This window comes from Acidisoma sp. (genome assembly GCF_965199065.1).
Classification (GTDB): Bacteria; Pseudomonadota; Alphaproteobacteria; order Acetobacterales; family Acetobacteraceae; genus Acidisoma.
This window is the reverse complement of sequence record NZ_CBDAQN010000003.1, coordinates 745,648-772,242: the sequence shown is the minus strand read 5'-3', so window position 1 is coordinate 772,242 and position 26,595 is coordinate 745,648. Positions and strand designations below refer to the sequence as shown.

The window sequence follows — 26,595 nt, the reverse complement described above, 5'->3', positions numbered from 1 at the left end:
CTCAGCCGCCGATGCTCAGGGCCGGCGCGCCGAAACTTTCGATCAAGGGTGTGACGCCGAGGCCGGGCGCATCGGAGGCGGTCATGAAGCCATCGAGGCGGCGCGGCGCACCCGTCGCGATGTCCCGCGTGCCGTAGCTGTTGAAGTCGGTGGCGGAGAAGCAGAACTCAGCCGGGGTCGAGCGAGCGAGGTGGGCGATGGTCGCGGTCACGATGTCGCCGCCCCAGGTGTCCTCGATGGTCATCGGGATGCCGCTCTCGACGCAGAGGTCGCGGATGAGCCGCGCCTTGGTCAGGCCGCCGACCTTGGAGATCTTGAGGTTGATGATGTCCATCGCATCCTCGGCGAGGCCGCGAAGCAGGGCTTCAACGTCGGTGATGACCTCGTCGAGCACGAAAGGCAGCGCCGTGCGGCGGCGCACCGACAGGCACTCCTCGAAGGAGGGGCAGGGCTGCTCGATGTAGACATCGAGGTCGGATACCGCCGCGACCACGCGCGCGGCCTCGGCCCGCGTCCAGCCGGTGTTCGCGTCCGCCACCAGCACGTCGCTGGGGTGGAGGATGTCCCGGCAGGCGATGATGCGGGCGATGTCCTCGTCGGCATTGCCACCGACCTTGAGCTGGAACTTGGTGTAGCCCTCGGCCCGGTAGCCGGCGACGGCGCGCGCCATCTGCTCGGGCGGCTGCTGGGAGATGGCGCGGTAGAGCGCGACCCGATCCTGGGCCGCGCCGCCGAGCAGCGCATGGACGGGCAAGCCGGCGACCTTGCCCAGAATGTCCCAGCAGGCGATGTCGATGGGCGCCTTGACGAAGGCGTGGCCCTTGAGGGCGGCGTCCATGCGGCGGTTCATCTCGCCGAGGTTCGTGGGGTCGAGGCCGATGAGCTTCGGCGCGATCTCGGCAAGGCCCGCACGGACGCCGGCGCCGTAGGCGGGGAGGTAGGCGGAGCCGAGCGGGCAGCACTCGGCATAGCCCGTCACGCCGTCATCGGTTTCCACCGCGACCACGGTCGCATCGAAGACCTCGACGAAGTTCCCGTTGGACCAGCTGTAGCGGCCCTCCTTCAGGGGCAGGTCGACCTGCCAAGCCTTGATGGCGGTGATCTTCATGTCTTGGTCTTTCCTCGTTGGCACTAACCGAGCGGTGGGGCGGGCGGGGACAACGCACTCCCGCGTTGCGCCGCCGTTCGCTAGGTCAAACCTTCCACACAAAGCGCCTTGGGGGGAACCGTCTACGCGCCAGGCCGGATCCCGCTGCTCGCGAAGGCCTGACGGATCGGACCCGGATCATCGAATTCGGTCTCGTAGCTGAACTGAAGCTGCTTCAGCGCCCAAGGCAGCGCGCTGCGGGTGAAGATCTGGGCGATCGGCCTGAACCACCGATGATCGTCGAGCGAGCCTGGCCTGACGATGGTGAAGGCGGCGGCGCTGTCCGCCTCGGTGTAAAGCCAGGTCGCGCAGGCGGCGCAGGTGAACTGCCGGCTCTCCTTGCCGCTGCCGCCGGTCTTGCTCCAGCAGCGAAGCGCATCGCGCCCATCCGTGATGACGTGGCCGCCTCTCGGCACGACCATGCCCAGAGAGAACGCGCTTGCCGAAAGGTGCTGACAGTCGGTGCAGTGGCAAGCCAGCGTGAAAACCGGCGCCTCCGTCACGCGGTAACGCACGCGGCCGCAGCGGCACCCGCCAGGCTGAGGCAGGGGGAAGCCTCGTTCGCGGTTCGTGGCGTGCAGAGCGGCGGCGACGCGAACGGCTTCGGCCATGGCTTGATCCTCATAAGGCTCACGCGACAGCAGATGCCGTCCGGCGGAGGATTTAAAACCGGGCTCGCCGCTTCTTGTCGGGCGTTGCACCGGTTCGTGTGACCGATTGGCGCCGGTTGACAGGGAGCGCGCCCAGCCGCAATGCTGGCTTCACCAAGGGGAGCCCCGGCAAGGGGCTGAGATACCGCTAGGTCATCTTTGGATGACGCGGCGCGGTGACCCTGCCGGCAACAGGCCTCTCGCGAGGCGCTGTCCGGGGAACCTGATCCGGATCATGCCGGCGGAGGGACTGGTACGGAAGAGGTCCCCGCTGCGGTTTTCAGGGGCTCCGCGTTCTTCCGCCCCCATCTCCTGTGCCCGGCGAGGAGATGTGCAATGCCCGATAACCTTTCCGCCCCCATTCCCGTCACCGTCACGACCGGCGCAATCACCGGCTCGCGAAAGTGCTATTCCGCGCCGGACGGCTTTCCCGGTCTGCGGGTGCCCTACCGCGAAATCGCGCTCGATCCGTCGGCCCGGGAAGAGCCAGTGCGGGTCTATGACACCTCCGGCCCATTTACCGATCCCGAGACGACGATCGACCTCGCCGCGGGCTTGCCCTCGGTCCGCGGGGACTGGATCGCGCGGCGCGGCTTCACGACCGTCACCCCGCGCGTGGTCCAGCCCGGGGATAATGGCTTCGTGTCTCCGGCCGGCCTCGTTCAGCCTTGTCCCGCAGAGCGCGCCGTGCTCGCCGGCGTCGATGGCCTGATGGTGACGCAGATTGAGTTCGCCCGCGCCGGCATCATCACCGAGGAGATGCGCTACGTCGCCCATCGCGAGAACCTGGGCCGCGTCAAGGCCGCCGAAGGCGCCGCCGAACGCCGCGCCGATGGCGAGGACTTCGGCGCCAGCATCCCGGACTTCATCACGCCCGAATTCGTGGCGGAGGAGATTGCCGCCGGTCGTGCCATCATTCCGGCCAATATCAATCATCCGGAGCTTGAGCCCGTCATCATCGGGCGCAACTTTCTGGTCAAGGTGAACGCCAACATCGGCAATTCCGCCGTCACCTCCTCGGTCGCGAACGAGGTCGAGAAGCTGGTCTGGGCGACGCGCTGGGGCGCCGACACGGTCATGGACCTGTCAACGGGGCGCAACATCCACAACATCCGCGGCTGGATCCTCCGCAACGCCGCCGTGCCCATCGGCACCGTGCCGATCTACCAGGCGCTCGAGAAGGTCGGCGGCGAGCCCGAGAAGCTGACCTGGGACATCTTCCGCGACACCCTCATCGAGCAGGCGGAGCAGGGCGTCGACTACTTCACCATCCATGCCGGCGTGCGCCTGCAGCATGTGCCGCTGACGGCGCGGCGCGTCACCGGGATCGTCTCTCGGGGCGGCTCGATCATGGCGCGCTGGTGCCTCGCGCATCATCGGGAGAGCTTCCTCTACGAGCACTTCGGCGAAATCTGCGACATCATGCGCCGCTACGACGTGTCCTTCTCGCTGGGCGACGGCCTGCGTCCGGGATCGATCGCCGACGCCAACGACGCGGCCCAGTTCGCGGAGCTGGAGACGCTGGGCGAGCTGACGAGGATCGCCTGGGCGCGCGGTTGCCAGGTCATGATCGAGGGGCCGGGCCATGTGCCGATGCACAAGATCAAGGTGAACGTGGAGAAGCAGCTGCGCGAATGCGGCGAGGCGCCGTTCTACACGCTCGGGCCGCTGACGACCGACATCGCGCCGGGCTACGACCACATCACCTCGGCGATCGGCGCCGCGATGATCGGCTGGTTCGGGACAGCGATGCTCTGCTACGTCACGCCGAAGGAGCATCTCGGCCTGCCGGACCGCGACGACGTGAAGACCGGCGTCATCACCTACCGCATCGCCGCACACGCGGCCGATCTCGCCAAGGGACATCCGGCGGCGCGGCTACGGGACGACGCGATCAGCCGGGCACGGTTCGAGTTCCGCTGGCAGGACCAGTTCAACCTCGCGCTCGACCCCGACACGGCACGCTCCTTCCATGACGAGACGATGCCCAAGGAGGCGCACAAGACCGCGCATTTCTGCTCGATGTGCGGGCCGAAATTCTGCTCGATGCGCATCTCCCACGATCTGCGCGCGGATGCCGCGCGGATTGCAGGAATGGAGGGGAAGAGCGAGGAGTTCCGGGCGAGCGGCCACGTGCTCTACGTGCCGGCGCCCGCGGAATAGCGTAGTCTCATCCGCTTATGGCGGTGAGGTTTGGCGTGACGATGATAATCGAGGCGGTGCCTTTTCAGCCCAGGCGTTTCCGGACGGCGGCCCACCACTACCTCGCCGGCCGGCCGGGCTACGCTCCACGCGCCATCGAGCGCGTCATCCAGCTGTGCGAAGTGACGCGCGAAGATCGGGTGCTCGATCTCGGCTGCGGGCCCGGCCAACTGGCGCGCGCCTTCGCGCCCTTCGTCAGCGAAGTGGTCGGCATCGATCCTGAGCCGGAGATGCTGCGGCTCGCGCGCGGGGGCGGCCCCGAAAATGCGTTGTGGATCGAGGCAAGTTCCTACGACATCGGACCTCACCTCGGCCGCTTCGGTCTGGTCACGATGGGGCGGTCCTTTCACTGGATGGACCGGGTCGACACGCTGCGGAGACTGGATGAGATCGTGGAGCCGGACGGATCGGTGGTTCTGTTCCGGGATAGCCATCCGGACGTGCCCGAGAACGCTTGGCGCAAAGAATACAGCGCCGTGATCGAGCGCTATGCCGAGGACGAGGAACGCCAGCGCCGGCGAGGGCCCGGGTGGATATCCCATACCGCATTGCTGCTGAGGTCCGCGTTTTGCCGGATCGAAGAGATATCGGTGATCGAACGTCGCCGGCTGACCGCGGCGGGTCTGCTGAACCGGGCGTTATCGATGTCCTCCACCTCACGCGGGCGGCTCGGCACGCGGGCGGACGACCTCCTGCGGGAACTGACCGACCTCATCGGGCGGCTGGCTCCCTCAGGGAACCTGGGCGAGGTGGTGGCGACGACCGCGCTGATGGCCCGTCGCCCCGGGTAGATGTCTCCGACCAGAGCCGCCCGCCAAGCCGTCAGGTGCTAGTGGCCTGGAATCATCCACGGCAGGACGTACTGCTGCAGCAACGCCAGGATGCCGACGAGCAGCGTCAGGAAGACGCTGTGCTTGAAGGTTCGCCTGAAGACCGTGCCCTCCTGGCCGACGAGATCGGTCACGGAAACGCCGGTGGCGATGTTCTGCGGCGAGATCATCTTGCCCATGACGCCGCCCGACGAGTTGGTCGCCGCGAACAGCACCGGGTTGAGCCCCAGCTGATTGGCGGCGACGACCTGGAGGTTGCCGAAGAGCGCGTTGCCGGAGGTATCCGAACCCGAGAGAAAAACCGCGATCCAGCCGAGGAAGGCGGAGGCGATGGGAAACAGGATGCCGCCGAGCGAGGCGACCGCCTTGCCGAGCGTGTAGGTCATGCCGCCGTAGTTCATCACGTAGGCGAGGGCGATGATGAAGGCGACGGTGACGATGGCGAAGCGCAGCTGCACGAAGGTGCGGAGGAAACAGCTCAAGAAGTCTCTCAGACTGACGCGGAGGAGGAGCGCCGTGAGCACCGCCGATACGAAGATTGCGGTGCCGGTCGCAAGCGGCTGGAAGTCCCAGACCGCGCCATAGGGCTTGTTGTAGAGCGTGATGAAGACCGCGTTGTTGAGGCCCGGCCAAGGGATTTTATGCTCGGCAATGGCGAAGATCTTGAAGCTCGTCCAGACAATGACGACCGCCGAGACCAGCGCCCAGGGAAGCCAGCCCTGCCAGCCCGAGATCGTCGACAGGCGGCCCTGCGCGGAATCCAGGTGCTTCATCGCAAAGCGCGGATCGGGGACCGGACGCCACACCTGGAGGAACCCGATCGACAGGATGAGCGATACCAACGAGGCGAGGACGTCCGTCAGCCGGTAGTCGATGAAGTTCGCGGTGATGAACTGCGTGATCGCAAAACTCCCGCCGGCGACGAAGAGAAAAGGCGCCAGCGCGCGCAGGGACCGCATGCCGCCAAACACGAACATGACATAAAAAGGCAGGAAAAATGCAAAGAGCGGCAACTGGCGCCCGACCATCTGTGCGAGCGTCACATCGTGCAGATGGGTGACGGTGCCGAGGACCGTGACGGGCACGCCGAGCGCTCCGAAGGCCACCGGCGCGGTGTCGAAGATCAGCGTGTATGTCAGAGCCTCGAGCGGCGCCCAGCCGATCATGATGAGGACGGAGGAGATGATCGCGATCGGCGTTCCGAAGCCGGCGATGCCCTCCAGCAGGGCGCCGAAGCAGAAGCCCAGCACGATGAGCACGACGCGCCGGTCGTCGGGGAGATGCTCCAGGATCCAGTCCCGGAAGGCGTCGAAGCGGCCGGAGACGACAGCGACGTTGTAGATCGTGAGGGCGGCGACGACGATCCACATGATCGGCCAGAGGGCGAAAACGCCGCCGGCGACCGCGGCGTCGATCGCGATGCCCGCGGGCACGTGCCAACCGATGATCGCGACGAGCAGGCCAACCACGAGACCCGCCAGAGCCGCCTGCCAGCCGGGACGGCGCAGCACGCCGAGCAGCACCAGCACGACGATGATCGGCAACGCGCCTATGACGAAAGACAAGCCAAGGCTGCCGCCGATGGGTGTCAGCAACTGGTGGAACATCTGCGGCTCGTCTCCTCGGCTGCCGCATCCGGATCGGCGCGACTCTTCTTGGGGCTCACGGCGTGCGCCTGGAGCGACGATACAGACTGCCGCCCACTCCGCAAGCGCATGCGCAAGGATTGCGTGCGCGGGACGTGGATGTGGGGGATGTAAAACTCCTTCACATGGCTTAAGCGCATTCCATGAGCTGGACCGGACAGAAGCGCGGCTACCACCACGGCAACCTGCGCGAGGCGCTGGTGGAAGCCGCGATCGCGCTGATCGCCGAGAGCGGCCCGGCCGGGTTCACCATCGCGGAGGCAGCGCGCCGGGCCGGGGTCAGCCCCGCCGCCCCCTATCGCCACTTCCGCGATGCCGAGGCGCTGGTGGCGGAAGTAGCCCTGCGCGGCTTCGATGCGCTTAGCCTGCGCCTTGCCCAGGCCTGGCGGGACGGCAAGCCCGAGCCGATCCAGGCGTTCGAGGATATCGGCCGCGCCTACCTCATCTTCGCGCGCACCGAGCCGGCCTTCTACGCCGCGATGTTCGAAGCGAGGATCAATGCGGAGGCACATCCCGGCTTGCTGACCGCCAGCGAGCGCGCCTTCTCCGTGTTGCGCGGCGCCGCCGAGACAATTGCTTCGGCGGCTCCCAAACCGGGGCGTCCCCCCGCCCTGATGGTGGCGCTGCACGTCTGGGCGATGGCGCATGGCATCGCATCGCTCTTTGGACGGGGGGACGCCGGCCGGCGCAAACTGCCGATGTCGCCGGAAGACCTGCTGGAGGCGGGCGTGCTGCTTTATCTCCAGAGCCTGGGCCTGGCAGGAAGCACGCATTCCCCTTGACGAAAATCCGCCGCCCGCCTTAGATGTAAATGTGACTTACATTCACATAGGGAAACCAAGATGTCCGGCGCGGCTAATCAAGGGGCCTACGGTCAGTCAGGAATGGGTCAACCAGGAATAGGCCGGGGGCCATGGGGCGGCCGGCGGTCGCCAGGCGGCCCGGCGTTCGAGGATGGAGAGCGGTTCGGCGGCTCCGGGCCGGGGCAGGATTATTTCGGACTGTGGTCGATCTCGCGACCGCTGCTCATCGCGGCCACGATCACGGGCTTTATCGTCTGGTGGCCGGTGGGCCTGGCGCTGCTTTTCGTGACAATCTGGAACAGGAAGATCGGGCGATACATGTTTGGACGTGAACGAGCGGGGCAAGGCTTCGCGAACTTCGCCGGTTGCGGCAGTTGGGGTGGGCGCCGAGGCGGGTGGGGCTCACGGTCATCGCAGTCCAGCGGCAACCGGGCCTTCGATGAGTATCGGGCCGATACTCTGCGTCGACTGGAAGAGGAACAGGGTGAGTTCGCCCAGTTCCTGGATCGCTTGCGTTTCGCGAAGGACAAGGCGGAATTCGACCAGTTCATGGCCGAGCGCCGGCCACGGCCCTCGCAACCCGAGCCCAACCGCACTCCGGAAGGCTAAGAAACCGGGCCGGATGAAGAAGGTTACCTGACCTTCATCCGGCCAACGGCTCTGTGACAGTTTCGTGTCATGTTCGTGCTTTCCGAAATGGCTGCCCGATGGTAGCCATGACGGACGATGATTAACTACAACCGTCAAGATGATCCGGCCCCCAGCAACGCGAGTATCCGGGGCCCGCACATTTCCCCTCCACAGAAGAAACGGCGATCCCTCGGCAAGCATCGGGCGTTGGTGCCGCGCGCCATGGGCGGCACCTTCCAGATGGCGGATGGAGCCAGTCTTCCTTATCGCGAATGGCTGCCGGCGGGTGAACCCGCGACGGTCGTGCTCGCGCTCCACGGCATCAATGACAGTGCCGACGCATGGGAGGCGCCCTCGTCGCAACTCGTGGATGCCGGGATAGCCTTGATCGCACCCGATCAGCGCGGCTTCGGCGCGGCCGCCGGCCGAGGGCGCTGGCACGGGACCGATGTCATGGTAACCGATGCCTTGACCATGGTGACACAGATGCGCGTCCGGTTTCCATGCGCCCGGCTGTTCCTGGCCGGCGAAAGCATGGGTGCGGCCGTGTTGATGGTGCTGGCCGCTCGGCACGAGGGCCTGGACGTGGATGGCTATATCCTCAGTGCACCTGCCGTTTGGGGAAGGCGAGAGATGGCGGCGGCCTATCGTCTGTCGCTGTGGTGGGCGAACAAGACCGTGCCATGGCTTCGGTTGAGCGCGCATCGCCTCGGCATCAAACCGACTGATAATCACGCGGCCCTCCGGCGGGTGCATCCCGAAGTCCGGCGCCAGTCGGCCAGCATCACGGTATTGAACGGCCTGACGGATCTTATGGATGCGGCCCTCGCAACGGCGGGCCAACGGCGGGCTCCGACGTTGTTCCTCTACGGCGGCAAGGATCAGCTGGTTCCGAAGAGAGCGATGGCTGCCTGCTGGACCCGCGAACGTGCGGCAAACGAGTGCGAACAGTCTTTCGCCTTCTACCCCGATGGCTATCACCTTTTGCAGCGGGATGTGGCTGGCGCGGTCGTCACCCGGGATGTCGTGCATTGGCTTGGCAACCCGGCAAAGCCGCTGCCTTCCGGTGCGGATCATCACGCGGCCCATTGGCTGGACGCCCAGGCCGCGTAGGATCCTCCACAGCGATCGGCGCTGCGTTTTTGGCTCAGGCGTTTTCGAGTTCGAGACGCATCGCCGGTTCCTGCGGCATGACCATCGGCAGAGATAGGATGCCGATGATCCGCTCGTTGATCATGATCAAGCTCTCGACATAGGCGCGGGATGTCGCGTCCCCGGTGTCGGGCGTCATCTGCCGCATATCCTCAGTCACGGTGATGATGTCCGATACGGCGTCGACGAGGAGCCCAGCCACCTTGTCGCCCATTTCTATGACCACAACGACCGATGCAGCGGTTGGATCACGGGTCTGTAGCCCCAGGCGCACAGCGAGGTCGATGATGGCCAGAACGCTGCCCCTGAGATTGATCATGCCCTTGATATAGGACGGAGCATGGGGGAGGGGCGTGGAGGCGATCCATCCACGGATCTCCCGGATCGCCATGATCGTCATGGCGAATTCCTGGTCGCCCACGCGTACGGACAGAAGTTGATTACCCCTGTCCACTGCGGTGCTCGGAGCTCCATAAGTCAATGCCGGCATCAGAAAGCCCCCAATGGCTGATCGCGTGCAAAACGATCAAACTTTATGCATAGATTGAGTTGCCGACACCTTAAAGCAGAGGTGACATCAACCGGAATCCGGATCATGGCGGCTGCACAGGATTGCAGCTTCCAATTGTCGGTTGCTAAAAAAGATCGACATCGCCTGAGTCGCAGTAGGCCGGCATCTGCTCCTCCGAACCCGTCAGACGCTGAGCCAAAGCAGAAAGCTTGACCTCGCTCAAGGCAGAGGACGAGTTGACCAGGCAGGTCTCCGGTATGGAGAGGTTGAGCGAGAAGACGAAGGCCGAGATCGCCGTAAGCCTCTGCGACATCAGGTCGAGCGTCTGCACATTCCTGACGTAGTCGGCGTTCTTGGCGATCTCGTACATCGCTGGGCTGAGCGTGGTCTGTAGCTCGTCCAGTTCTATGCCGAGATCGGAAATTTCCTCGGCAATGGCGTCGAGGATGTTAACGAGTGGTGTCGAGTGATTCATGAATGCGGCTTTCGCTAAAACAGTTCGACTGCACCCGTCTGGGCAGGCGGCTTCGACGCCGAGACCTGGAACTCGGTCTGGAAAACGGTGAGCGTGTCCGGCCGGAGAAGAACCTGCCGTGCGCGCCCCCCGACTGGCCAAAATTGAATGCGGCGGCCCTGGTTGCCGCGTAGGCTTCCACCCACGACCGGAATACCCTCGGCCTTGAGAAAACGCTCGGCGAAGGTAGCGTTCATCTCCCCGATATCGGTCAGGCCGCGGATCATCCGCCCGCCGCCGAACAACTTGGCCTGCAGGCTCTCCCGCCGCGCGCCACGCCGCAACAGGGCGTTGACGAGAAGTTCCATCGCATGAACTCCGTAGCGCGCGGAACTTCCACCCGCATTGGCCTCCGGAACCTGATTGTCTTCTCCCGGCAGCAGGAAATGGTTCATGCCGCCAAGGCGACGGACAGGATCCCACATGCAGGCAGCGATGCAGGATCCAAGGATCGTTGTCAGCATGGCCTTGGGATCGTTCTCGACGTGCTGTTCACCTTGCACGACATGGATGCGAACGGAGCCCGCAGCATCGGCTTCGAGTTGGCTCATGCGCGTTGCATCGAGGTTTGATGGACATTGGCTAGCCGGACCAGCGCCTCGCCGATCCGCTCGAGCGACAACTGCTTCGACACCGCGCCTATCTCGTACGCGACCCTCGGCATGCCATAGACCACGGAACTCTGTTCGTCCTGCCCGATCGTCTCTGCGCCCGCCTGGCGAAGTGCGAGCAGACCTTCAGCGCCGTCACGCCCCATGCCCGTCAGGATCACGCCGATCGAGCGGCTGCCGACAGCACGCAGGACGGACCTGAACATGACGTCGACGGAAGGGCGGTGGCCATTGACCTTCGGACCGTCGCTGAGACGGCAGCGGTAGGTGCCTGCACCGCTCACCTCGAGATGAAAGTCGCCGGGTGCCAGATATATACGCCCGGCCTCCATCGGCGCTCCCTCCGTGGCTTCGGAAACCGATGCCGCACAGAGGTTGTTCAACCGCGAGGCGAAGCTGCGGGTGAACGTCGCCGGCATGTGCTGGCTGATGACCGTCGGCGGGCAGTTCGGCGGGAACTGCGACAAAATGGCGATGAGAGCCTCCACGCCGCCGGTCGACGCGCCGATCGCGATGATCCGGTCATCGGGCATGAACGATGCGTCGGCTCCTCGTCTCACCGTGTCCTGACGGCGGGACCGGCGACGGGAGTTCGCCGCCGCCTTCACCTTTTCGACAAGCGTGTCGAAATCATCCGACGAGCCGCCGGTGGGCTTGGCGATGCAATCGAACGCGCCGATCTCGAGCGCTTTCAAGCTCACATCGGCGCCGCGTTGCGTCAGCGTCGAGATCATGATCACGGGTGTTGGGCGGAGACGCATTATTTTGTCGAGAAACTCAATCCCATCCATGTTCGGCATCTCGATGTCCAGCGTGATGACATCGGGGTTCAGCTTCTTGATGGCCTGCCGGGCGTCGTGCGGATCGGAAGCCTGACCTACGACCTCAATCATGGGATCGGCCCGCAGCCGGGCTGTGATCAGACCCCGCATGGTGGCGGAGTCATCGACAACGAGAACACGAATTGTCATGATGCGGAGGCCCCTCGCGCGATGGAACGATAGGTCGTGACGCCATCGCTGCGCAGCATCTGCTCGGCAGACCCCGATATACGCTCCGAGTGTCCAATGTAGAGTGCAGCACCCGGTTCAAGTAACGGCACGAAGCGGCTCCAGACTTTGGCCTGCGTCTCGGCGTCGAAGTAGATGACGACGTTGCGGCAGAAGATGGCGTGGAAGAGCCCCTGCATCGGCCAGTTCCCGATCAGGTTGAGCTTGCGGAACGTGACGAGTGCACGCAGCTCCTCGTTGGCGCGGACCGAGCCAGACCCCGCGTTGACGAACCACTTGGCACGCAGGGCTGTGGACACAGACTCCATGGCCTGCTCGGGATAAACGGCTTCCTGCCCCTCGCGGAGGATGTTCGGATCGATGTCGCTCGCGAGTATTTTCACATCGTAACGCCCGGCATCAGGCATGAGGGAAAGAATGCTCATTCCGATGGAGTAGGGTTCCTGACCGCTGGAGCAGGCAGCGGACCAGATCCGTACGCGACCGCCCTGCTTGGCTTTCTGCAGAAGCGGCGGCAGAACCGAAGTCTTGAGATGCTCGAAATGATGCGGCTCGCGAAAGAACCGGGTCACGTTGGTCGTCAGCGCGGCGATCATCGCCTGCCGCTCAACCCCACCATCATGGCCCGTAACGAGCTCGCAATACTCCTGGAAACTGTCCAGACCCAGCACGCGCAGCCGCTTGGCGAGGCGCGAATAGACGAGGTGTCCCTTGTTGTCTCCGAGAGCGATCCCGGCTTCATCGTGAATGATTTTGGCAATGGTGTTGAAGTCGGCGGCGCTGAGGTGGAATTCCCCGTCCGTGACTGCGTTCCCCTGCGATCCCATCATGCGGCCGCGGCGTCAGGCGGTAGGACATTATCGAGCGCGATAAGACTGATCATGCGACCTTCCACCGGAATGAGGCCGCGCAGGAAGCTCGTCACTGTTTCCGAAGCGATGTCCGGCGTTGGCTGGATCTTGTCGCTATTGAGGGTCAGAATGTCCGAGACGGCATCGACCAGCAGGCCGATCTGCTTCTGCTTGACCTGCACCACGATGATGACGTTGCGCGCCGTCGGTTCTGTCGCGGGCAGACCGAGCCGCACCGCGAAGTCGATGATGGGCAGCACGGCGCCGCGAAGGTTGATCACGCCACGGATGTAACGGGGCGCCTTGGGAAGCTTCGTCGCGGAAGTCCAGCCGCGGATTTCTCGCACCGACATGATGTTGATGCTGAACTCCTGGCGGCCCACGCGGAACGCGATGAGCTCCCGGATTTCGGAATTGGCGTTGATCACGTCGGTCACGATGCGCTCCGCCTAAAGGGCTTGTAGACTGGATCGGGAAAAGTCCGTCCGCGCCGAGTCCCGCGTCACGGAGACGATGGCGTCGACATCGAGAATGAGCGCCACATGGCCGTCGCCCATCACGGTTGCCGCAGCAATGCCGTAAACCGCCCGATAGTTGGCTTCGATGCTCTTGATGACGACCTGCCTCTGCCCCTGGATTTCATCCACCAGCAGAATGGCGCGGCTGCCGCCCTCGCTTTCCACAAGAAGAGCCACCGATTGCTCGGGCACGCTGCTCCTCTGTCCGAACTCCAGAACCTCGGCGACATCGACGATCGGAACGTAGCCGCCGCGCAAGGCAAGAACGGAGGTGCGACTGTCGAGCGGGTAGATGTCCGCGGTATTGGGCCGCAGCGTTTCCAGCACGGCGCCAAGCGGGATGATGAGCGTCTGCTCGCTTGTTCTGACGACCATCCCATCGAGCACCGCCAAGGTCAGCGGCAGGCTGAGCGTGAAGGTGGAGCCCTGCCCCGGACGCGAGGCGATCGTGATGCGCCCACCCATGGCCTGAACCGAGCGTCGCACAACATCCATGCCGACGCCACGGCCTGAAATGGATGAAACGGTGTCGGCGGTCGAGAAGCCCGGCAGGAAGATCAGATTGTCGATCTCGTCATCGGTGAGCGGCGCATCCGCGCTGACCAGACCACGCTCGATCGCCTTGGCGCGCACCCGCGGACGGTTGATGCCCGCCCCGTCATCGGCCACTTCGATCACGATGCGGCCCGAACGATGAAGCGCCACGAGCCGGACCAGCCCCTCGGCCGGCTTGCCCACCGTGACCCTGTCCGCCGGTGATTCCAGCCCATGGTCGATCGCGTTGCGGATCATATGGGTCAGCGGGTCGGAGATCCGCTCGATGACGGTCTTGTCGACCTCGGTGCCTTCGCCCTCCATGACCAGGCGAACCTGTTTGCCGGTCTGGATCGCGAGTTCCCGCACCAGGCGCGGCATGCGCTGGAAGACCGAGCGGACCGGCTGGGCGCGGATTGCCATGACGCTGTCCTGGATCTCGCGCGTCAACGCCTCGAGCTCCTCCAGGGCCATGGCGACGGCCGAGGTGCGGGCGAGGCCGGCTTCCAGCACGCGCTGGCTCAGCATGGCCTCGGTGATGACCAACTCGCCTACCAGATCGATCATACGATCGACGCGGTCGAGATCGACACGGATGGTGGCGCTGACCGACGATGAATTCTCGGCCTGGGCCGCCATGACATCGACGGGATGAGGGGCGGCTGCAGTCTCGGCCTCCGGGTGCGCCAGCGTCTCCTCCGGCTTGATCCTGACCGGCGGGATTGCGGGCGCGACCTCCTCAGCCACGGGCTCAGGCGCCGGATCGTCGAAAAAGTTGAACTCGGGACGCTCGAAAACAACAAGTTCGCAGTCGTCCTCGACAAATTCGAAGATCTCGCGAACCGCAGCGGCATCCCGGTCGGTCGTCAGCGTAATCGTCCAGGTGAGATAGGCGCCCTCCGGGTCAAGATCGCTGAGGCCGGGCAGCTGGCTGGTATCGATCTCGACTTCCGCTTCACCCAACCTCAACAGCTCGCGGAGAAGCAGCGCCGTTTCGTTGCCCTTAGCGTAGAGAGCCGCGTTCGGCGTCAACCGGACGATCCAGGTGCGCTTCGGCGTTTCCGGAGCGATCGGGGGTGGCGGGGCCGCGGGCGGGGGAGCGGCCGCCGCAGGCTTTGCACCACCGCTCGCGGCGAGGGCGGCGAACTCGGCCACCAGACCCTGCGTGCGGCTCTCAGGAACAGTTTCGCCTTTACGGGCGGCCTTCACCAAATCCATCAGGACATCGGCCGCCCGCAACAGCAGCGCCATAACGTGCGGCTCGGCCTGCATCTTGCCGCTGCGAATGGCGTCGAGACTGGTCTCAAATACGTGCGCGAAACGTACGAGACCATCAAGCGCAAAAATGCCAGCGCCACCCTTGATCGAATGGACGGCGCGGAAGACGGCGTTGACTGTCTCCGCATCCTTGGTCCCGGCCTGCATCTTGAGCAGTCCGGATTCGAGTTCCCCAAGCTGCTCTTCGCATTCCTGGAAGAAGACCTCGCGAATCTCCGCCATCGGGTCCATTGATCTGGCCTCTCCTTAGGACGCGACGCGGCGGATGGCATCCACCAGCTTTACGGGATCGAACGGCTTGACGATCCAGCCCGTTGCGCCGGCGGCCTTGGCGCGGCTTTTCTTCTCCGCATCCGCCTCCGTCGTCAGCACCAGAACAGGCATGCCGCGCTTGTCGACATCGCGCCGCACGGCCTCGATGAAGCCGAACCCATCAAGGCGCGGCATATTGATGTCAGTGACAACCACATCCGGCGTCTCGGTCTTCAGAACCTCCAGGCCGTCGATGCCGTCCTCCGCCTGCAGAACCCGGAAGCCGGCAGCAACCAAGGAATGCTTGAGCATGTCGCGCATAGTGCGGGAGTCATCAACGGTGAGAACGGTGAGGGCCACTGGCGTTATTCCTCTCGATAGTTCAGTGCAAGCGGCGTCAAGCCAAAGGTGCCAAGCACCGCCGTGAGTTCCGACGATACGTCGTCAAGCATGAAATCCTGCCGGTCCTCAGCCCAGGCGGTCCGCGCCGCGATCAAAATCTGCAGACAGAGGCCGCCCAGCCGTTCGACCCGGCTTGCATCGACGCGCAATGCGGTTCCCCGCCGCCCGACAAACTGTTCCCGGAGCGAAGATGCTACCTTGAGATCCAGCACCGACGGAAGCTGATAAGTTTCTATAAGCTTTCTCCACAATACCCGACCTCGACTGCAGATCGGCAAGCAGCCGCTCCGACGCGACGTCACTCTATTCGTCGTGAGGAGAAGTGATTTCATGCTCCGCCTCAGTCATCGCTTTATACTTTGCTTGTTCCTAATTTTTTCTGAAGCGAGGACAGCGGATTCGTCGAGCCTCGCTATGAGGGGCTGGGACCTGGTGCCCGCATCGATCAACGCATCGTCGATCCGTCGTTTGGCCCGGTCATACCGGGAACGATCCAGAGCCATTTGAAGGGTGGCAACACCGCTTGCTGCCGGTCCGGCAGCTTGGCATCAACGGCGTTCCGAATCCGAGGAAAAGCGAACGCGAGGAAGCGTTCCCGCGCGATCGCTATTTGGTGGGAAGCAGCTGCTTGACGACATAGAGAAGCTGGTTCGGCTGAGGCGGCTTGGTGAGCCAGCCGGAGGCGCCAGCAGCACGGGCCTCATCGCGCTTGCGTCCGTCCGAGTCACCGCTGAGAACGATGATAGGGGTGAATTTCGTTGCGGCCGATTTGCGGGCTTCCTTGATGAACTCGATCCCGTCCATCTCCGGCATGTTGAGGTCAGTCAGAATGACCGTTGGCTTGAGGCCGTTGGTAAGCTCGACTATCCCCTCCTTGCCGTTGCCGGCCGTGGTGACCTCATAACCGGCTTTTGCCAGAATTTGGGCGAGGTTCATCACCATTGCTGGCGAATCGTCTAGGATCAGTATCATCGCCATTGGCTTGGTGCCTCTTTACCGCTGTTTCAAAGCCTCAGCGCGGCAGCTGCTGACGCCGTGCTAGTTACATCATTAATTGTGAAAATACTGTGCCGGTGATCCGGAGAATTAAGCAGACTCATTTTTGAGAGTCCATTAATTTTCGCTAACGCAATATAAATTGCGTCGGGGCAACGTTAGGATCTCGTTCATACGATCATGGTAACCGATAGGAGCACGATATTTCCGCTGCGAGATAAGCTTTTGCAGCGGTGAACGTGCCAAACCGTCCTGACAGTTTCTGATGAAGTCAGTCCAGACTTCGCAGCTACGACAGGTCCGCATATGAGGGCGAAGACAGCCATCATATCTTCGCCTTGTCCCAACGCGTGCAGCCGGGAGGCAGTCAACCAACATGGCGTTTCTTACCGACTTAGCCGAAATGACCGACATCGATTTACTGGACTCGGCGCGGACGCCCCAGCTCCGGTCAACCCTGATGGAGGGGCTTTCCGATCCGATCATGCGCAAGATCGCGTACACGCTCTCGCAGCGGATGCGGTGCCCGGTGCAAGTTCTCAGCTGCATCAACGGCGTGATCAGCCATGACTCTGCGCTCTCAGCGCTGCCGGACCTGATGCTGGCCGCTATCATCGAGCTCAAGCCGCTGCACAGCCGCATCATCATCGCGGTCGAGGGCGACCTCGTCGGCGCCGTCGTCGACGCCATGTTCGGAGCGACGAGTTCGGATGACCTTACGCGGCGGGAGCTTTCAACGATGGAGCAACGCATAGGCAAGCAGATGATCGAACTGACCATCGCCGGCCTGTCGGAAGTCCTGAACAGCTTCATGCCTCTGCAATGGACGATCCTGCAGTACGAGATGGCAGTGGGGATGCTGGCCATCGCAGACCATGGAGACTGGATGATCTCGACTACCGGCATCTTCGAGACGTCGCTTGGCATCGGGTCGATCCGCGTCATCGTTCCCTATGCGGCCTTCGAGCCCTTCGAGGCCCGGGTGAACATGCAGACTTGGCTGCTCGGTCAATCCATGGTGGACAACCGGTGGGCCGCAACCATGGAGCAACTTGTCGGAGCGACGCATGTCGATGTGCAGTTCGATGTCATGCGCGGGCACGTGCCGATCGGGTTGGTGGACCGTATGACGATCGGTCAGATCTTGCCGCTGTTCATCCTGCCACAGGCCATCGGCTTCGCAGGCGGCATCGATCTGTTCTACGCCGATTACGGTCAGAGCGATGGCTTCGTCTGCTGCCGCCCGAGCGTATCCACCTCCGGTGAGAGTCTGCTGACAAGATTGCCGCGCGAAACGGAAGCGAAGCCTGCCACCGCCCTCGACAAGCGGCGCTCGGCAAACGCGACAACCGGAGACTTCCGCGCCTCGGTCATCGACCGTGTGCGCGTCGGCCTGACGGTTCGTCTTGGCTGCACCAGCCTGTCGGTTGCCGCTCTGTCGGAACTGCGTATCGGCGAGGTCATCCGTCTCGAACAGACGCTTGAAGAGCCCCTCACGATCACAGTGGGTGGTGACGTGCTGGGCTATGGTCAGGTGGTTTCTCTTCCGGGCCAGCGCTGCGGTATCAAGGTGACAGGTCTTGCCTGAAGCGTCGCGCCGCCGGAAGTGTTGGGGGGGGGGGAGCACGGCCAGTCAGGCTGCTGCGATCAGCCGCCCGTTTCCGGCCACACCAAGGGCGTGAAGTGTCCGAAGCGACGCACTCAACCCCCGGACAAGACCTTGGGCGCGACGGTGGCTCGCTTCGTTGCGCTGGGCGAACCGCCTAAGCGCCGACCGGAAGGTGTCGACCGCCGCCGCTACCACCGCCTGATCCGCGCGGCGTAGCCGGTGCGCCGCATCCTGCAGCCGGACTGCGCCAGCTGCCTCCAACGCCAGTGTGATCCGCCGGAAGGTAGGTTCCGCCATGAACAGCGACATTTCCATGGCCTTGGCCGCATCGGCAATTGCATGGGGAGGCCCGGTTAGCACCAGAGCATCGAGAGCCTCGAGGCTGCGCTCAAGGTCGGCGACCGCCGCCATGCCACCCTCCAGGGCGTCGCTGAACCCAGCGAACTCCTGACGGTCAGCGCCAGTTTCCACATCGATGTCCGTCATCATGAGCGTGTTTCCGTATTGGCGGCGAGGATCGATGCCGCAAGGGTTTCTGGAGACACCTCGTAAGTGCCCGCGCCCATCTGCGCCTTCAGGGATTCGACGGCGCTGTGGTCTACGCCCGAAGCTGTACGCGCAGCCTCAAGAAGATCCGCAGAGATTTGGGCATCGGAGGTCAGCGTGACCTCTTCGCCCGCCGGGACGGCGGCGGCCGTGGATTCCGGAGGCTTGGTGACGGACGACAAGGCCGTGTCGGGCAAGGACCGGCTTTGCAAATAGGAGCTGATAGGGCTCGTCATCGAGGGGTTGCTCCATGTTTCGAAAGGTTAAGAAATTCTTTATCGATCGTTTGCAGCGCCTTGTCGTAGTCGTCAAGCGCGGCGCAGTCGTTCCTGACATTGGCTTTCCACAGGCAGAACCGAAGCCTGTTGTAGATGCTCATCATGGCAGGCCCGAGTGTCGTTCCAGGACTCGTATCCAGGATGCCGGACATGATCGTCAGCAGGCGGTCCGCGCTCAGGATCATATTGGCTTTCAGAAGCGTGTCGCCCGCTTCTATCGCCGCCTTCGCATGCTGCCCGTAGAGCCTCAGGCTCAGCCATCCTGGCCGCAGCCATCCGATGCCGGGCTCGCCGTCGAACAGGCCGGCGCGATATCCGGCGGTGAGATCTACTTCAAACATGACGTTGCTCCCTAGCCGCTACCGGACGATGACGGGTTCGTAATGAGACCGAGGTAGTCCTCGGTGATCGAGGCGTTCTGCGCCGTGGACTCTGCCCTCGCATATTCCGCGACCAGAATTTGGAGAGCCTGGTTGTTGTCCTTCGTGATTCTCGCGACCTCGGACGTGACCGAGGCGATGTCGGCGTTCAGCGCGGAGGTCTGGGCGCCGAGCGCACCGCCGGTCGTGCTGTTGGCGCTGCCCAGCGCACCGTTCGTGATGCCCTTCAGCGTCGCGTAGATGTTGGCGACCAGCTTGTCGACCGCCGCCGGATTTTTGGCGTAGGCGGTGTTGAAGGTGGAGCCGCTGAAGGTAACGGCGCCTGCACTGCTGATCGTCAGCCCGATGCTGTTCGCGCTGACGCCGCTCGCGTACGCGCCGCTCACCGCCGTCAACAACTGGCTCTGCAGGCTGGTGGCGGTGAAGTTGCCGATCAACGGGCCGACCTTGGCCGCGGTGCTGCCGGAGGCGCTGGCCGATTTGACGGCCGGCTGATACTTGATCTCGCTCGTGATCCCGGCGATCGCTGAATTCAATGACGATACCACCGAGGAGAATGCCGCGGTGATCCCGGCGGTCGAGTTGCTGACCTTGATGGTGGTGCCGGTGGGGCTGGAGGCGGCGAGGTTGAACGTCAGCCCGGTGACCGCGCTGCTCAGACTGTTGGTGTTGTGCGTCACCGGAACGCCGTTGATGTCGAGGGCAGCGTTCTGCGCGAGCGAGGTATTGGTGAAAGACCCGCTGGGGAGCGCCGGCGGCGTCGGGATCGAGGCCGACGGCGAATAGGAGAAGCGTGCGAGGCCTCCCGTGCCGGAGACCTTGAAGGCCTGGGAACTTCCGGTCGCGCTGCTCTGCAGAACCAGCCGCCCTCCGCCCTGCGTCTTCACCACACTCGCCTCGACGCCGCCGCCGGCTGCGTTGATGGCCTTGGCGACGCCGCTCGCGGTCAGGCTGCCGGTGCCGACATGCACAGACTCGGTCTTTCCGTTCTGCACGAAGGTCAGGGAACCGGCGCTCGCGCCGACGTTGGCACTGCTGGTCAGGATTCCCGAGTAGATGATCTGCGGCTTCGCCAGGACGACGTCGGTGATGTTGTAGGTGCCGACGGCCGCGCTGTTGGCGACGGTCGCGGTGGCGACGCCGCTGCTGGTGGAGGTCGCCGAGCGGCTGTTGAGGGACGCAAGATCGTCGATGCCCGCGAGTGCGCTCGAAAGCGACGATACCTTGCCTTTGATCGCGCCCCAGGCGGAGATATCGGCCTTGTCCGCGGTCTGCTGATTGGTGAGCACCGTGATCGGCGCGTTCAGCCGGGCCTGATCCTGGGCGAGCTGGCTCTGGATGCCGGCGGAACTCAACGAACTGATCGTGCTCATGATGACACCCAAACAAATTCATTCCGGAGCGACCGGCGGAGGACCGCCGGCCGGCCAGATCTTCAGTTCCGGCCGCCGGCGACGCCGCCGGCCGGGTCTTGGCTTTAGCCGAGCAGCGAGAGGTAGGACTGCTGCAGCGTCGTCGAGTCTTTCAGAGCCGCCACGCCGGCCTGCGCCTGGATCTGCGATTCCGTCAGCGAGTTGCTGACCTGCGGGATGTTCGCATCAGCGACCACGCCCAGTGCCGTGTTCACGTTCTGGCTGGTGGTGTTGAGGTTGTTGATGGTCGCTTCGAGCCGCTGCTGAACGGCGCCGATCTGACCGGCCTGGTTGTTCAGACCCTGCAGAGCGAACTTCACCACGTTGATGGCGGTGTTCGCGCCAGCCGTCGTCGTCACGTTGATGTCGGCGAGTGAGGTGAGCGTGGACGCCTTCGTGAGCCCGACTGCGCTGCCGTTGTTGAGACCGAAGGCAGCGCTGGACTGGAAATGCACGGTGCCCTGGATAAGGCCGATCTGACCCGCGGCGGTGCCGAAGGTCGTGGCCGTCTTCTGGACGGTCGCGCCGGCAGCGAGCGAGCCTGACGCCGCAGCGGCGCCCGAGGCGGTCAGGATGATGTTCTTGCCGTTGGCCTGCGTCAGGGTCAGCGTGCCGGTGGTTGAGTTGGAGCTGCCGGTATACGTGGCCGAGATGCCGGTGATGTTCGTGTCGCCGTTGACCTGAGCCGCCACGGCGGAGAGGGTCGAGGCGTTCACGGTTGTATTGTCGGCCGTGCCGCCGCTGCCGGCGATCTTGAACTTGAAGCCGTTGGTGCCGCCGGTAGCGGTCAACGTGCTGGTGTTGGTCGCCGAGGCGGTCAGGCTGGTGCCGGCCGTCTTGTTGATCGAGCTGGCGACGTTGTAGGCGGAGCCCGACTGGGTGATGGCGACGCTGCCGGTCACGCCGTTCGTGCCGGTGTACTGGACGGTCTTGGCGGAGTATGCGCCGACTGAGCCTGCCGTGAGCTTGGCCGCGCTGGCGCCGCTCGACAGAACGCCGCCTGCCGTGGTTGAGGTGCCGGTGTAGATGCCGCCGGCTGAAGCCTTCGACTGGTTCAGGCCGAGCGAGTTGGCGCTCGTGTTCTCGATGGAAAGGCTGATGGTCTGGCCCTCGTTGGCGCCGACCTGGAACTGTGTGCCCGAGAAGCTGCCGTTCAAGAGGTTGATGTTGTTGAACTGGGTTTGCGTAGAGATCGTCGTGATCTGGCTGGCGAGCTGAGTGACCACGTTCTGCAGCGACTCGGACTCGGATGGGTCGTTCGTGCCGTTGGCGGCCTGAACGGCAATGGAGTTCAGCGACTGCGAGACGCTGATCTGCTGCTGGATGGCTCCGTCGGCGACGCTGAGCAGGCTGTTGCTCTCGTTCGCGTTCGATGTCGCCTGGACCAGCCCGTTCTCCTGCGAGGTGAAGCCCTGGGCCGTGATGTAGCCGGCGGGATTGTCCTGAGGAGAATTGATCGCCAGGCCGCTCGACAGCTCCTGCTCGAGGTTGTTGTTCGTGGTCGAGGTATTGCTGATGGAATTGAGGGCGTCGAGAGCGCCCTGGTTGGTCAGAATGGATCCTACGGCGGACATCTTCAGCTCCTTGGTTGTGGTTGCCGTGGAGGTTTATTCGCAGCGTTGACGGAGACTTTGCCAACGGGAAGCAAATTAGGACCCCAGCTGCACCAGCGCCCCGGACCGGGTGACGACGGCAGGAAAACGTCGTCCGCTCGACGGGTTGGTGACGATGATGGTGTCGCCGAGACGGCCAGGCTGCTCCGCAGTGCCCGTGATCGAGATGTCGACGCCGCCGCTCCTCGCATCCACGGTGATGGATTGCCCCGCTTGCACGACGAGCGGCTCCTCAATGCTGCTCCCGGTCAGGATCGCGCCGAGCGGAAGGGACATCACGGCCGTGGCGCCCACAGCATCCTCAGCCTGATAGAAGACGCTGCGGCCGGCATAGAGCGATATCGGCTCGTCCCGCAGGGCGAGATCACCGCTCTCCAGGGTTTGTCCGGCCGTGATCGGCCGGGACGCAACGACGACCGCCATGTGAGCGTCGACCGTCACGCTCACGTAAAGGATCCAGACTGGAGCGCCGCAATGAGCTGTGGCCTGGAGATACGGCAGGGTCCCGGTAACCGTCACCGTGAGAGGGCTGGTGCAGGCCCGCATGTAACGCGCACCCAGCACCGGCCCGAGGGCAATGGTGGCGTTGGCGGGTGCCGTGGCAGCGACGGCGCGCCGGACGGCATCGGCGACGGGCGCCGGATCCTGCTGGGCCGCCCGCCCAGGCTGCGGGGCCAGAAGGACTGCCACACCCGCCAAAGCGGCAAAGTGCCGGACACCGGGCCGGACACGCCCGGCTTGTCTCATCCGGCCGCTCTCCGTTCCATCCGCCCGTTCATTCGGCCGCTCGTTGAGTGGCCACTTGTTCGGGTGGAAGTTCGGCCCAGGCCGGCGGCCCTTCCTCGATCGAAGGCAGAGCCAGACAGGCTTCGCGGCTCTGCTTGCCACGTTGAAGTGTTCCGGGGAGGTCGCCCAGAGCCTGCTTGATCGCCCGCTGCCAGGCCGCGAGGCGGTTCGGCAGCACGACGGCGGCCAGTGGTTCCGGCACGTCGAGCCGGTCGTCGACCAGCAGGTGGCAACCGACGGCCGCGGCCATCAACGCCTTGTAGTGATCGGCGTCGGTCTGCCGATCCGCCGGCCGCACCAGGATATGCGGTGCGAGGCCTGCGAGTTCGGCCGCCCAGCCCTGCTCCGTCGGAGGCGGCCGGAGCCGCGTGACGGCGCCCTCATAGGCGCCGCCCGGACGCTCGACGATGATCCAGAGCGCGTCCGCCATCGTCTCGTTAATGAGGTCGGGCAGCCAAGCCGGCTCGAAGCCTTCGTCGATCCAGAGAATACGCGGACGGGTGTTGATCCCGCCGCCGATGGTCAACTCCGACCAGACCGGCCGCGACAGCGCCGGCCGCCAGAGCGGCACATAGCTGCCAGGCGGAAGGAGCTTGCGGACCTGGGCCACCAGCGCGGGGGAGGTTCCATAAACCTGCGTGGCTGCGGCGAGAGCGGCTTTCGCTTCAGGCTTGGGCGTATTCGAGACGATGGCGATGTAGGGGTCCATGTGCGGCAAGGCAGCTGTTTCCGGGTTCAGCCTGATCCAGGAGGTCGGCGCACGGCGGCCGATCTCTGCCGCGGTGACGTTTTCCGGCGCCCAGCTGGCTTCGACGACGCCCATGGCGCGCAGCGCCCTGGCGCCATTGATCGCGCCCATGGCGAGTTCCGCCGGTCCGGTGAGCAACAGGCTCCGGGGATCGGCGGGAGCCGCCCGCACCAGCCCGAGCCGTGGCTCGGCCTGAAGGATATCGCCGCGCAGCGACAGGGCCGGGTGATGGAAAGGATCCTGCCAGGAAAGGGCGCGGGCGGCATCGCTGCCCGTCCTGAACAGGCACTCGGCGTCGAGGCGGAGCAGCCCCGCGTTCATCAGGAAGGACACGTCCGGTGTCCACACCACGGCGCCGCCGGCAGCTCGAAGCTGACCGCAGATGTCGATCCAGAGCGCATCGCCCGAGAGGCTGGGAATGATGCAGGCGGCAAGCGCGCCGCGGCGGCCGATGAGCCCAGGAGGCGCCACGGCGCTGACTTCCTGATCGACGACCAGCCACCCGCCCGGCCCCGGATCATCCATGAAGTGGCCAGTCCCCATGCGCGCCTGCGCGCCGATGACGATGGGTCCCTGAACCACGAAACGCGCCTTGTCCTGCGCCGCGGCCACCATGGTGCGGGCTCCGGCCAGCGCCACGCGCGGGTCGGCAAGCCGCTGGCGCAACGCCGCCTGCCAATCCGGCGTCACCGACTTGCCACGCGCGTCGACGATCGCGATGTGCTCGGTCGTGGCCAGCAGGATCGCCGCGCGCAAGGCGTCGCCGGTCTGGATGCCAATCTCGGGAGGGACCGCCAGCACCTTGTTCTGCAGCGTCTCGGCCTTGGCGATGACCTGGCTCAGGTAGGTTGTCAGCTGCGGGGATAAATCGGCGCCTGCCAGGATGATCGGCCCGCTCAGAACGCTCGTGCCCAGCAGGTCGCGGAGCCAGCCGTCGAGTTGCGGCACGTCGGCGCCGTCGCAGAGCAGGATGACAGATGTGCCGGGATCCTCTGTCTCGCGCAGGTGGCGATAGAGGCCGAGATGCTGGCGCGGCTCCACCTTCGCCGGGATGCCGGACCGGTCGAGATGGCCCGCGATGGCTTCGGCCGCACGCTGGATAAAGACGGTCGAGGGAATATTGTCGCGCCGGCTGAGGCTCGTGCGCGTGAACAACGTCTCCGGCAGGCGCGTGATCCGTGCTCCTGCCTCGGCGAGGCGTAGCTGATAATCATATTCCTCGGCGCCCGCCAAGGCCGCGTCGAAGCCGCCAAGCCGGAGCAGCGTCTCCGCGCGATACCAGACCCAGTCGCCGAGGAAGGGCGCCTGGCGCAGGCGCGTCACGTCCCAGGCCGGCTTGTGGCGGATCCAATCGCCGCCGTCGCGCGGCACGACCTCGTCGCAATAGATGAGGTCGGCCAGGCTGCCAGCGGCTTCCAAGGCGAAACGAAGAACCGCGTCCTTCGCCACCCCGTCGCCCGCGTTGAGGATGGCGACGTAATCGGCGCGAGTGGCGGCGAGCGCCACTTCCTCGCAAAGGGCGCGGGTGAGGGCGCCGGATTCGGAGGAGACACGGATCACCGTGTGCTCCGGGATCTCCACCGGATCACTGGTGATGATGCGGATGCTGTCGGGCGCATGCCATTGCTCGCTGAGCGCCTGCAGCGTGTCATTGACCGCATGGGCGCGGTTGGGTGGTGCGGCGATGAGGATGGCCAGGCTGGGAAGCGCGCCCGCAGCCGTGCGCAGAGCCTGCAGCCGGTTGCGGGCGCCACTGTCGAGGCGCTCCGCCGGGCGTCCACCCGCCACGGTATCAGACTCTCCGGGACCGGCCGACTTGATGACGGTGGCGAGCCAGGGCAGCACAGCGCCGCGGCTGAGGCCGAGCTCCTCGACAAAACTGGTCAGCTCCTTGGTGGTGACACCGAGATCGTCCCAGGTGCCGGGCGAGAAGTCCCGGTCCTGGATCACCTGCCACATCGTCTCCACCAGCCTGTGCAGAGGCCTGAGCAGATCCTTGGTAGAAACGGGCGCGCTGCGGTCGAGCTGGGAGGTGAGGAAGGCGCTCGCGTCGCGCAGGCCGTTTGGCACGCGGCGGCTGAGGTCGATGCCAAGTTCCTGCTCGATCCGCCTGATCTCGATGGTGGGCTGGCTGAGCAGGTCCTTGTAGGTCAGCCAGGTGCGGGTCAGCCCGCGGGCGCAGCCCTCGGCCGAGACCAGATAGGAGGCCCAGAGCAGGAGCGCGTGCGCCCGCGAGAGGCCGTTCTTCTTCTGCTGGCTGGCGGCGACCGTCCATGGATCGCGGCAGATGTGGATCACGCGGACCTGCTGGTCGGCCTGACGCGCCGCGCGCTCGTAGATGGGGAAGAGGCGGCACATGTGCGGGTGCTTGACCGCCCAGATCGCCTCCTGGCCGAATCGGCGGCGCAGGATCTCCCCGAGGCGCGAGAGGAAGGGCGCCATGTCGGCGCGTTCCCACCAGCCGTGCTCGAGGTTGCGCACATCCTGCCACTCGACGCGCAGCCGGTTGAACAGTTCGGAATCGAACTCGATGAGCTCCGGAATTTCATAGAATCCGAGAGGGTTATGCTCGTTGGCATCGGCGTCGTTGTGCAAGACGACACCGAGACGCTGGAGCGTCCCCGACAGGGCCGAGGTGCCGCTGCGGTAATAGCCGACGACGAATATGGCGTCCGACAAGGCGACC

The 26,595-nt window shown here is 64.7% G+C and carries 26 protein-coding genes and 1 riboswitch; of the genes, 6 read left to right on the top strand and 20 right to left on the bottom strand.

Annotated elements, in window-relative coordinates:
- Position 1: 1 nt before the first annotated feature.
- Together ACOEQ1_RS11715 and ACOEQ1_RS11710 are read right to left on the bottom strand one after the other, a co-directional pair.
- Entirely contained in the window at positions 2–1,108 is a 1,107-nt protein-coding gene (locus ACOEQ1_RS11715) for a cis-3-hydroxy-L-proline dehydratase (RefSeq protein WP_419759429.1), read from the bottom strand.
- 122 nt (positions 1,109–1,230) lie between these two features.
- Positions 1,231–1,758, bottom strand: coding sequence for a GFA family protein (locus ACOEQ1_RS11710; RefSeq protein ID WP_419759428.1), 528 nt, complete (start codon positions 1,756–1,758; stop codon positions 1,231–1,233).
- A gap of 146 nt (positions 1,759–1,904) precedes the next feature.
- Positions 1,905–2,065, top strand: a riboswitch (TPP riboswitch).
- 68 nt (positions 2,066–2,133) lie between these two features.
- On the opposite strand from ACOEQ1_RS11710, the gene thiC reads away from it, so the two are divergent.
- Positions 2,134–3,960 carry a phosphomethylpyrimidine synthase ThiC gene (thiC, locus tag ACOEQ1_RS11705; protein WP_419759427.1) on the top strand — a complete coding sequence of 609 codons (1,827 nt, stop codon included), beginning with the start codon at positions 2,134–2,136 and terminating at the stop codon, positions 3,958–3,960.
- Between the two features lie 41 nt (positions 3,961–4,001).
- Entirely contained in the window at positions 4,002–4,790 is a 789-nt protein-coding gene (locus ACOEQ1_RS11700; RefSeq protein WP_419760686.1) for a methyltransferase domain-containing protein, read from the top strand.
- A gap of 38 nt (positions 4,791–4,828) precedes the next feature.
- On the opposite strand, the gene ACOEQ1_RS11695 is transcribed toward ACOEQ1_RS11700, so the two are convergent.
- Positions 4,829–6,436 (bottom strand): L-lactate permease, encoded by a 1,608-nt coding sequence (locus ACOEQ1_RS11695; RefSeq protein WP_419759426.1) that lies wholly within the window; start codon positions 6,434–6,436, stop codon positions 4,829–4,831.
- Positions 6,437–6,618: 182 nt separating this feature from the next.
- Between ACOEQ1_RS11695 and ACOEQ1_RS11690 the strand changes: the two genes are divergently transcribed.
- The 3 genes from ACOEQ1_RS11690 to ACOEQ1_RS11680 all read left to right on the top strand — a co-directional run bounded on the left by ACOEQ1_RS11690 (position 6,619) and on the right by ACOEQ1_RS11680 (position 9,021).
- Positions 6,619–7,257, top strand: coding sequence for a TetR/AcrR family transcriptional regulator (locus tag ACOEQ1_RS11690; RefSeq protein WP_419759425.1), 639 nt, complete (start codon positions 6,619–6,621; stop codon positions 7,255–7,257).
- A 60-nt stretch (positions 7,258–7,317) separates the two neighbouring features.
- The gene (locus tag ACOEQ1_RS11685) at positions 7,318–7,887 is read left to right on the top strand and encodes a DUF2852 domain-containing protein (protein WP_419759424.1); all 570 of its coding nucleotides are present in this window, start codon (positions 7,318–7,320) and stop codon (positions 7,885–7,887) included.
- 231 nt (positions 7,888–8,118) lie between these two features.
- The gene (locus ACOEQ1_RS11680; RefSeq protein WP_419759423.1) at positions 8,119–9,021 is read left to right on the top strand and encodes an alpha/beta fold hydrolase; all 903 of its coding nucleotides are present in this window, start codon (positions 8,119–8,121) and stop codon (positions 9,019–9,021) included.
- Between the two features lie 34 nt (positions 9,022–9,055).
- On the opposite strand, the gene ACOEQ1_RS11675 is transcribed toward ACOEQ1_RS11680, so the two are convergent.
- From ACOEQ1_RS11675 to ACOEQ1_RS11630, 10 genes are all read right to left on the bottom strand, one after another.
- A complete protein-coding gene (locus tag ACOEQ1_RS11675) occupies positions 9,056–9,550 on the bottom strand; it encodes a chemotaxis protein CheW (protein WP_419759422.1) in 495 nt (164 codons plus the stop codon).
- A gap of 145 nt (positions 9,551–9,695) precedes the next feature.
- Positions 9,696–10,046 (bottom strand): hypothetical protein, encoded by a 351-nt coding sequence (locus ACOEQ1_RS11670; protein ID WP_419759421.1) that lies wholly within the window; start codon positions 10,044–10,046, stop codon positions 9,696–9,698.
- 14 nt (positions 10,047–10,060) lie between these two features.
- Positions 10,061–10,636, bottom strand: coding sequence for a chemotaxis protein CheD (locus tag ACOEQ1_RS11665; RefSeq protein WP_419759420.1), 576 nt, complete (start codon positions 10,634–10,636; stop codon positions 10,061–10,063).
- On the bottom strand, positions 10,633–11,667 hold the full coding sequence (locus ACOEQ1_RS11660; RefSeq protein WP_419759419.1) for a protein-glutamate methylesterase/protein-glutamine glutaminase: 1,035 nt from the start codon (positions 11,665–11,667) through the stop codon (positions 10,633–10,635). Before ACOEQ1_RS11660 ends, ACOEQ1_RS11665 begins: the two co-directional genes overlap by 4 nt.
- The gene (locus ACOEQ1_RS11655) at positions 11,664–12,536 is read right to left on the bottom strand and encodes a CheR family methyltransferase (RefSeq protein WP_419759418.1); all 873 of its coding nucleotides are present in this window, start codon (positions 12,534–12,536) and stop codon (positions 11,664–11,666) included. The genes ACOEQ1_RS11660 and ACOEQ1_RS11655 overlap by 4 nt, the downstream gene beginning before the upstream one ends.
- Positions 12,533–12,994: a chemotaxis protein CheW gene (locus tag ACOEQ1_RS11650; RefSeq protein ID WP_419759417.1), complete on the bottom strand. Its 462-nt coding sequence runs from the start codon at positions 12,992–12,994 to the stop codon at positions 12,533–12,535. Before ACOEQ1_RS11650 ends, ACOEQ1_RS11655 begins: the two co-directional genes overlap by 4 nt.
- A gap of 12 nt (positions 12,995–13,006) precedes the next feature.
- A complete protein-coding gene (locus ACOEQ1_RS11645) occupies positions 13,007–15,118 on the bottom strand; it encodes a chemotaxis protein CheA (protein WP_419759416.1) in 2,112 nt (703 codons plus the stop codon).
- Between the two features lie 15 nt (positions 15,119–15,133).
- Positions 15,134–15,499 carry a response regulator gene (locus ACOEQ1_RS11640; RefSeq protein WP_419759415.1) on the bottom strand — a complete coding sequence of 122 codons (366 nt, stop codon included), beginning with the start codon at positions 15,497–15,499 and terminating at the stop codon, positions 15,134–15,136.
- Positions 15,500–15,504: 5 nt separating this feature from the next.
- Positions 15,505–15,873 (bottom strand): STAS domain-containing protein, encoded by a 369-nt coding sequence (locus tag ACOEQ1_RS11635; RefSeq protein WP_419759414.1) that lies wholly within the window; start codon positions 15,871–15,873, stop codon positions 15,505–15,507.
- Positions 15,874–16,147: 274 nt separating this feature from the next.
- A complete protein-coding gene (locus ACOEQ1_RS11630) occupies positions 16,148–16,519 on the bottom strand; it encodes a response regulator (RefSeq protein WP_419759413.1) in 372 nt (123 codons plus the stop codon).
- Between the two features lie 394 nt (positions 16,520–16,913).
- Here ACOEQ1_RS11630 and ACOEQ1_RS11625 point away from each other — a divergent pair, with 394 nt between their 5' ends.
- Positions 16,914–18,125: a flagellar motor switch protein FliM gene (locus ACOEQ1_RS11625; protein ID WP_419759412.1), complete on the top strand. Its 1,212-nt coding sequence runs from the start codon at positions 16,914–16,916 to the stop codon at positions 18,123–18,125.
- Positions 18,126–18,170: 45 nt separating this feature from the next.
- Here the strand turns inward: ACOEQ1_RS11625 and ACOEQ1_RS11620 are convergent, their stop codons facing one another.
- From ACOEQ1_RS11620 to ACOEQ1_RS11590, 7 genes are all read right to left on the bottom strand, one after another.
- On the bottom strand, positions 18,171–18,635 hold the full coding sequence (locus tag ACOEQ1_RS11620; RefSeq protein ID WP_419759411.1) for a hypothetical protein: 465 nt from the start codon (positions 18,633–18,635) through the stop codon (positions 18,171–18,173).
- Positions 18,632–18,928 (bottom strand): flagellar biosynthesis anti-sigma factor FlgM, encoded by a 297-nt coding sequence (gene flgM, locus ACOEQ1_RS11615; RefSeq protein ID WP_419759410.1) that lies wholly within the window; start codon positions 18,926–18,928, stop codon positions 18,632–18,634. The genes ACOEQ1_RS11620 and flgM overlap by 4 nt, the downstream gene beginning before the upstream one ends.
- Positions 18,925–19,311 (bottom strand): flagellar protein FliS, encoded by a 387-nt coding sequence (locus ACOEQ1_RS11610; RefSeq protein ID WP_419759409.1) that lies wholly within the window; start codon positions 19,309–19,311, stop codon positions 18,925–18,927. Before ACOEQ1_RS11610 ends, flgM begins: the two co-directional genes overlap by 4 nt.
- A gap of 11 nt (positions 19,312–19,322) precedes the next feature.
- The gene (gene fliD / locus ACOEQ1_RS11605) at positions 19,323–20,723 is read right to left on the bottom strand and encodes a flagellar filament capping protein FliD (RefSeq protein ID WP_419759408.1); all 1,401 of its coding nucleotides are present in this window, start codon (positions 20,721–20,723) and stop codon (positions 19,323–19,325) included.
- 104 nt (positions 20,724–20,827) lie between these two features.
- The gene (locus ACOEQ1_RS11600) at positions 20,828–22,336 is read right to left on the bottom strand and encodes a flagellin (RefSeq protein WP_419759407.1); all 1,509 of its coding nucleotides are present in this window, start codon (positions 22,334–22,336) and stop codon (positions 20,828–20,830) included.
- A gap of 75 nt (positions 22,337–22,411) precedes the next feature.
- Positions 22,412–23,122 carry a flagellar basal body P-ring formation chaperone FlgA gene (gene flgA / locus ACOEQ1_RS11595; RefSeq protein ID WP_419759406.1) on the bottom strand — a complete coding sequence of 237 codons (711 nt, stop codon included), beginning with the start codon at positions 23,120–23,122 and terminating at the stop codon, positions 22,412–22,414.
- A gap of 28 nt (positions 23,123–23,150) precedes the next feature.
- Positions 23,151–26,588 carry a hypothetical protein gene (locus tag ACOEQ1_RS11590; RefSeq protein ID WP_419759405.1) on the bottom strand — a complete coding sequence of 1,146 codons (3,438 nt, stop codon included), beginning with the start codon at positions 26,586–26,588 and terminating at the stop codon, positions 23,151–23,153.
- Positions 26,589–26,595: the final 7 nt, after the last annotated feature.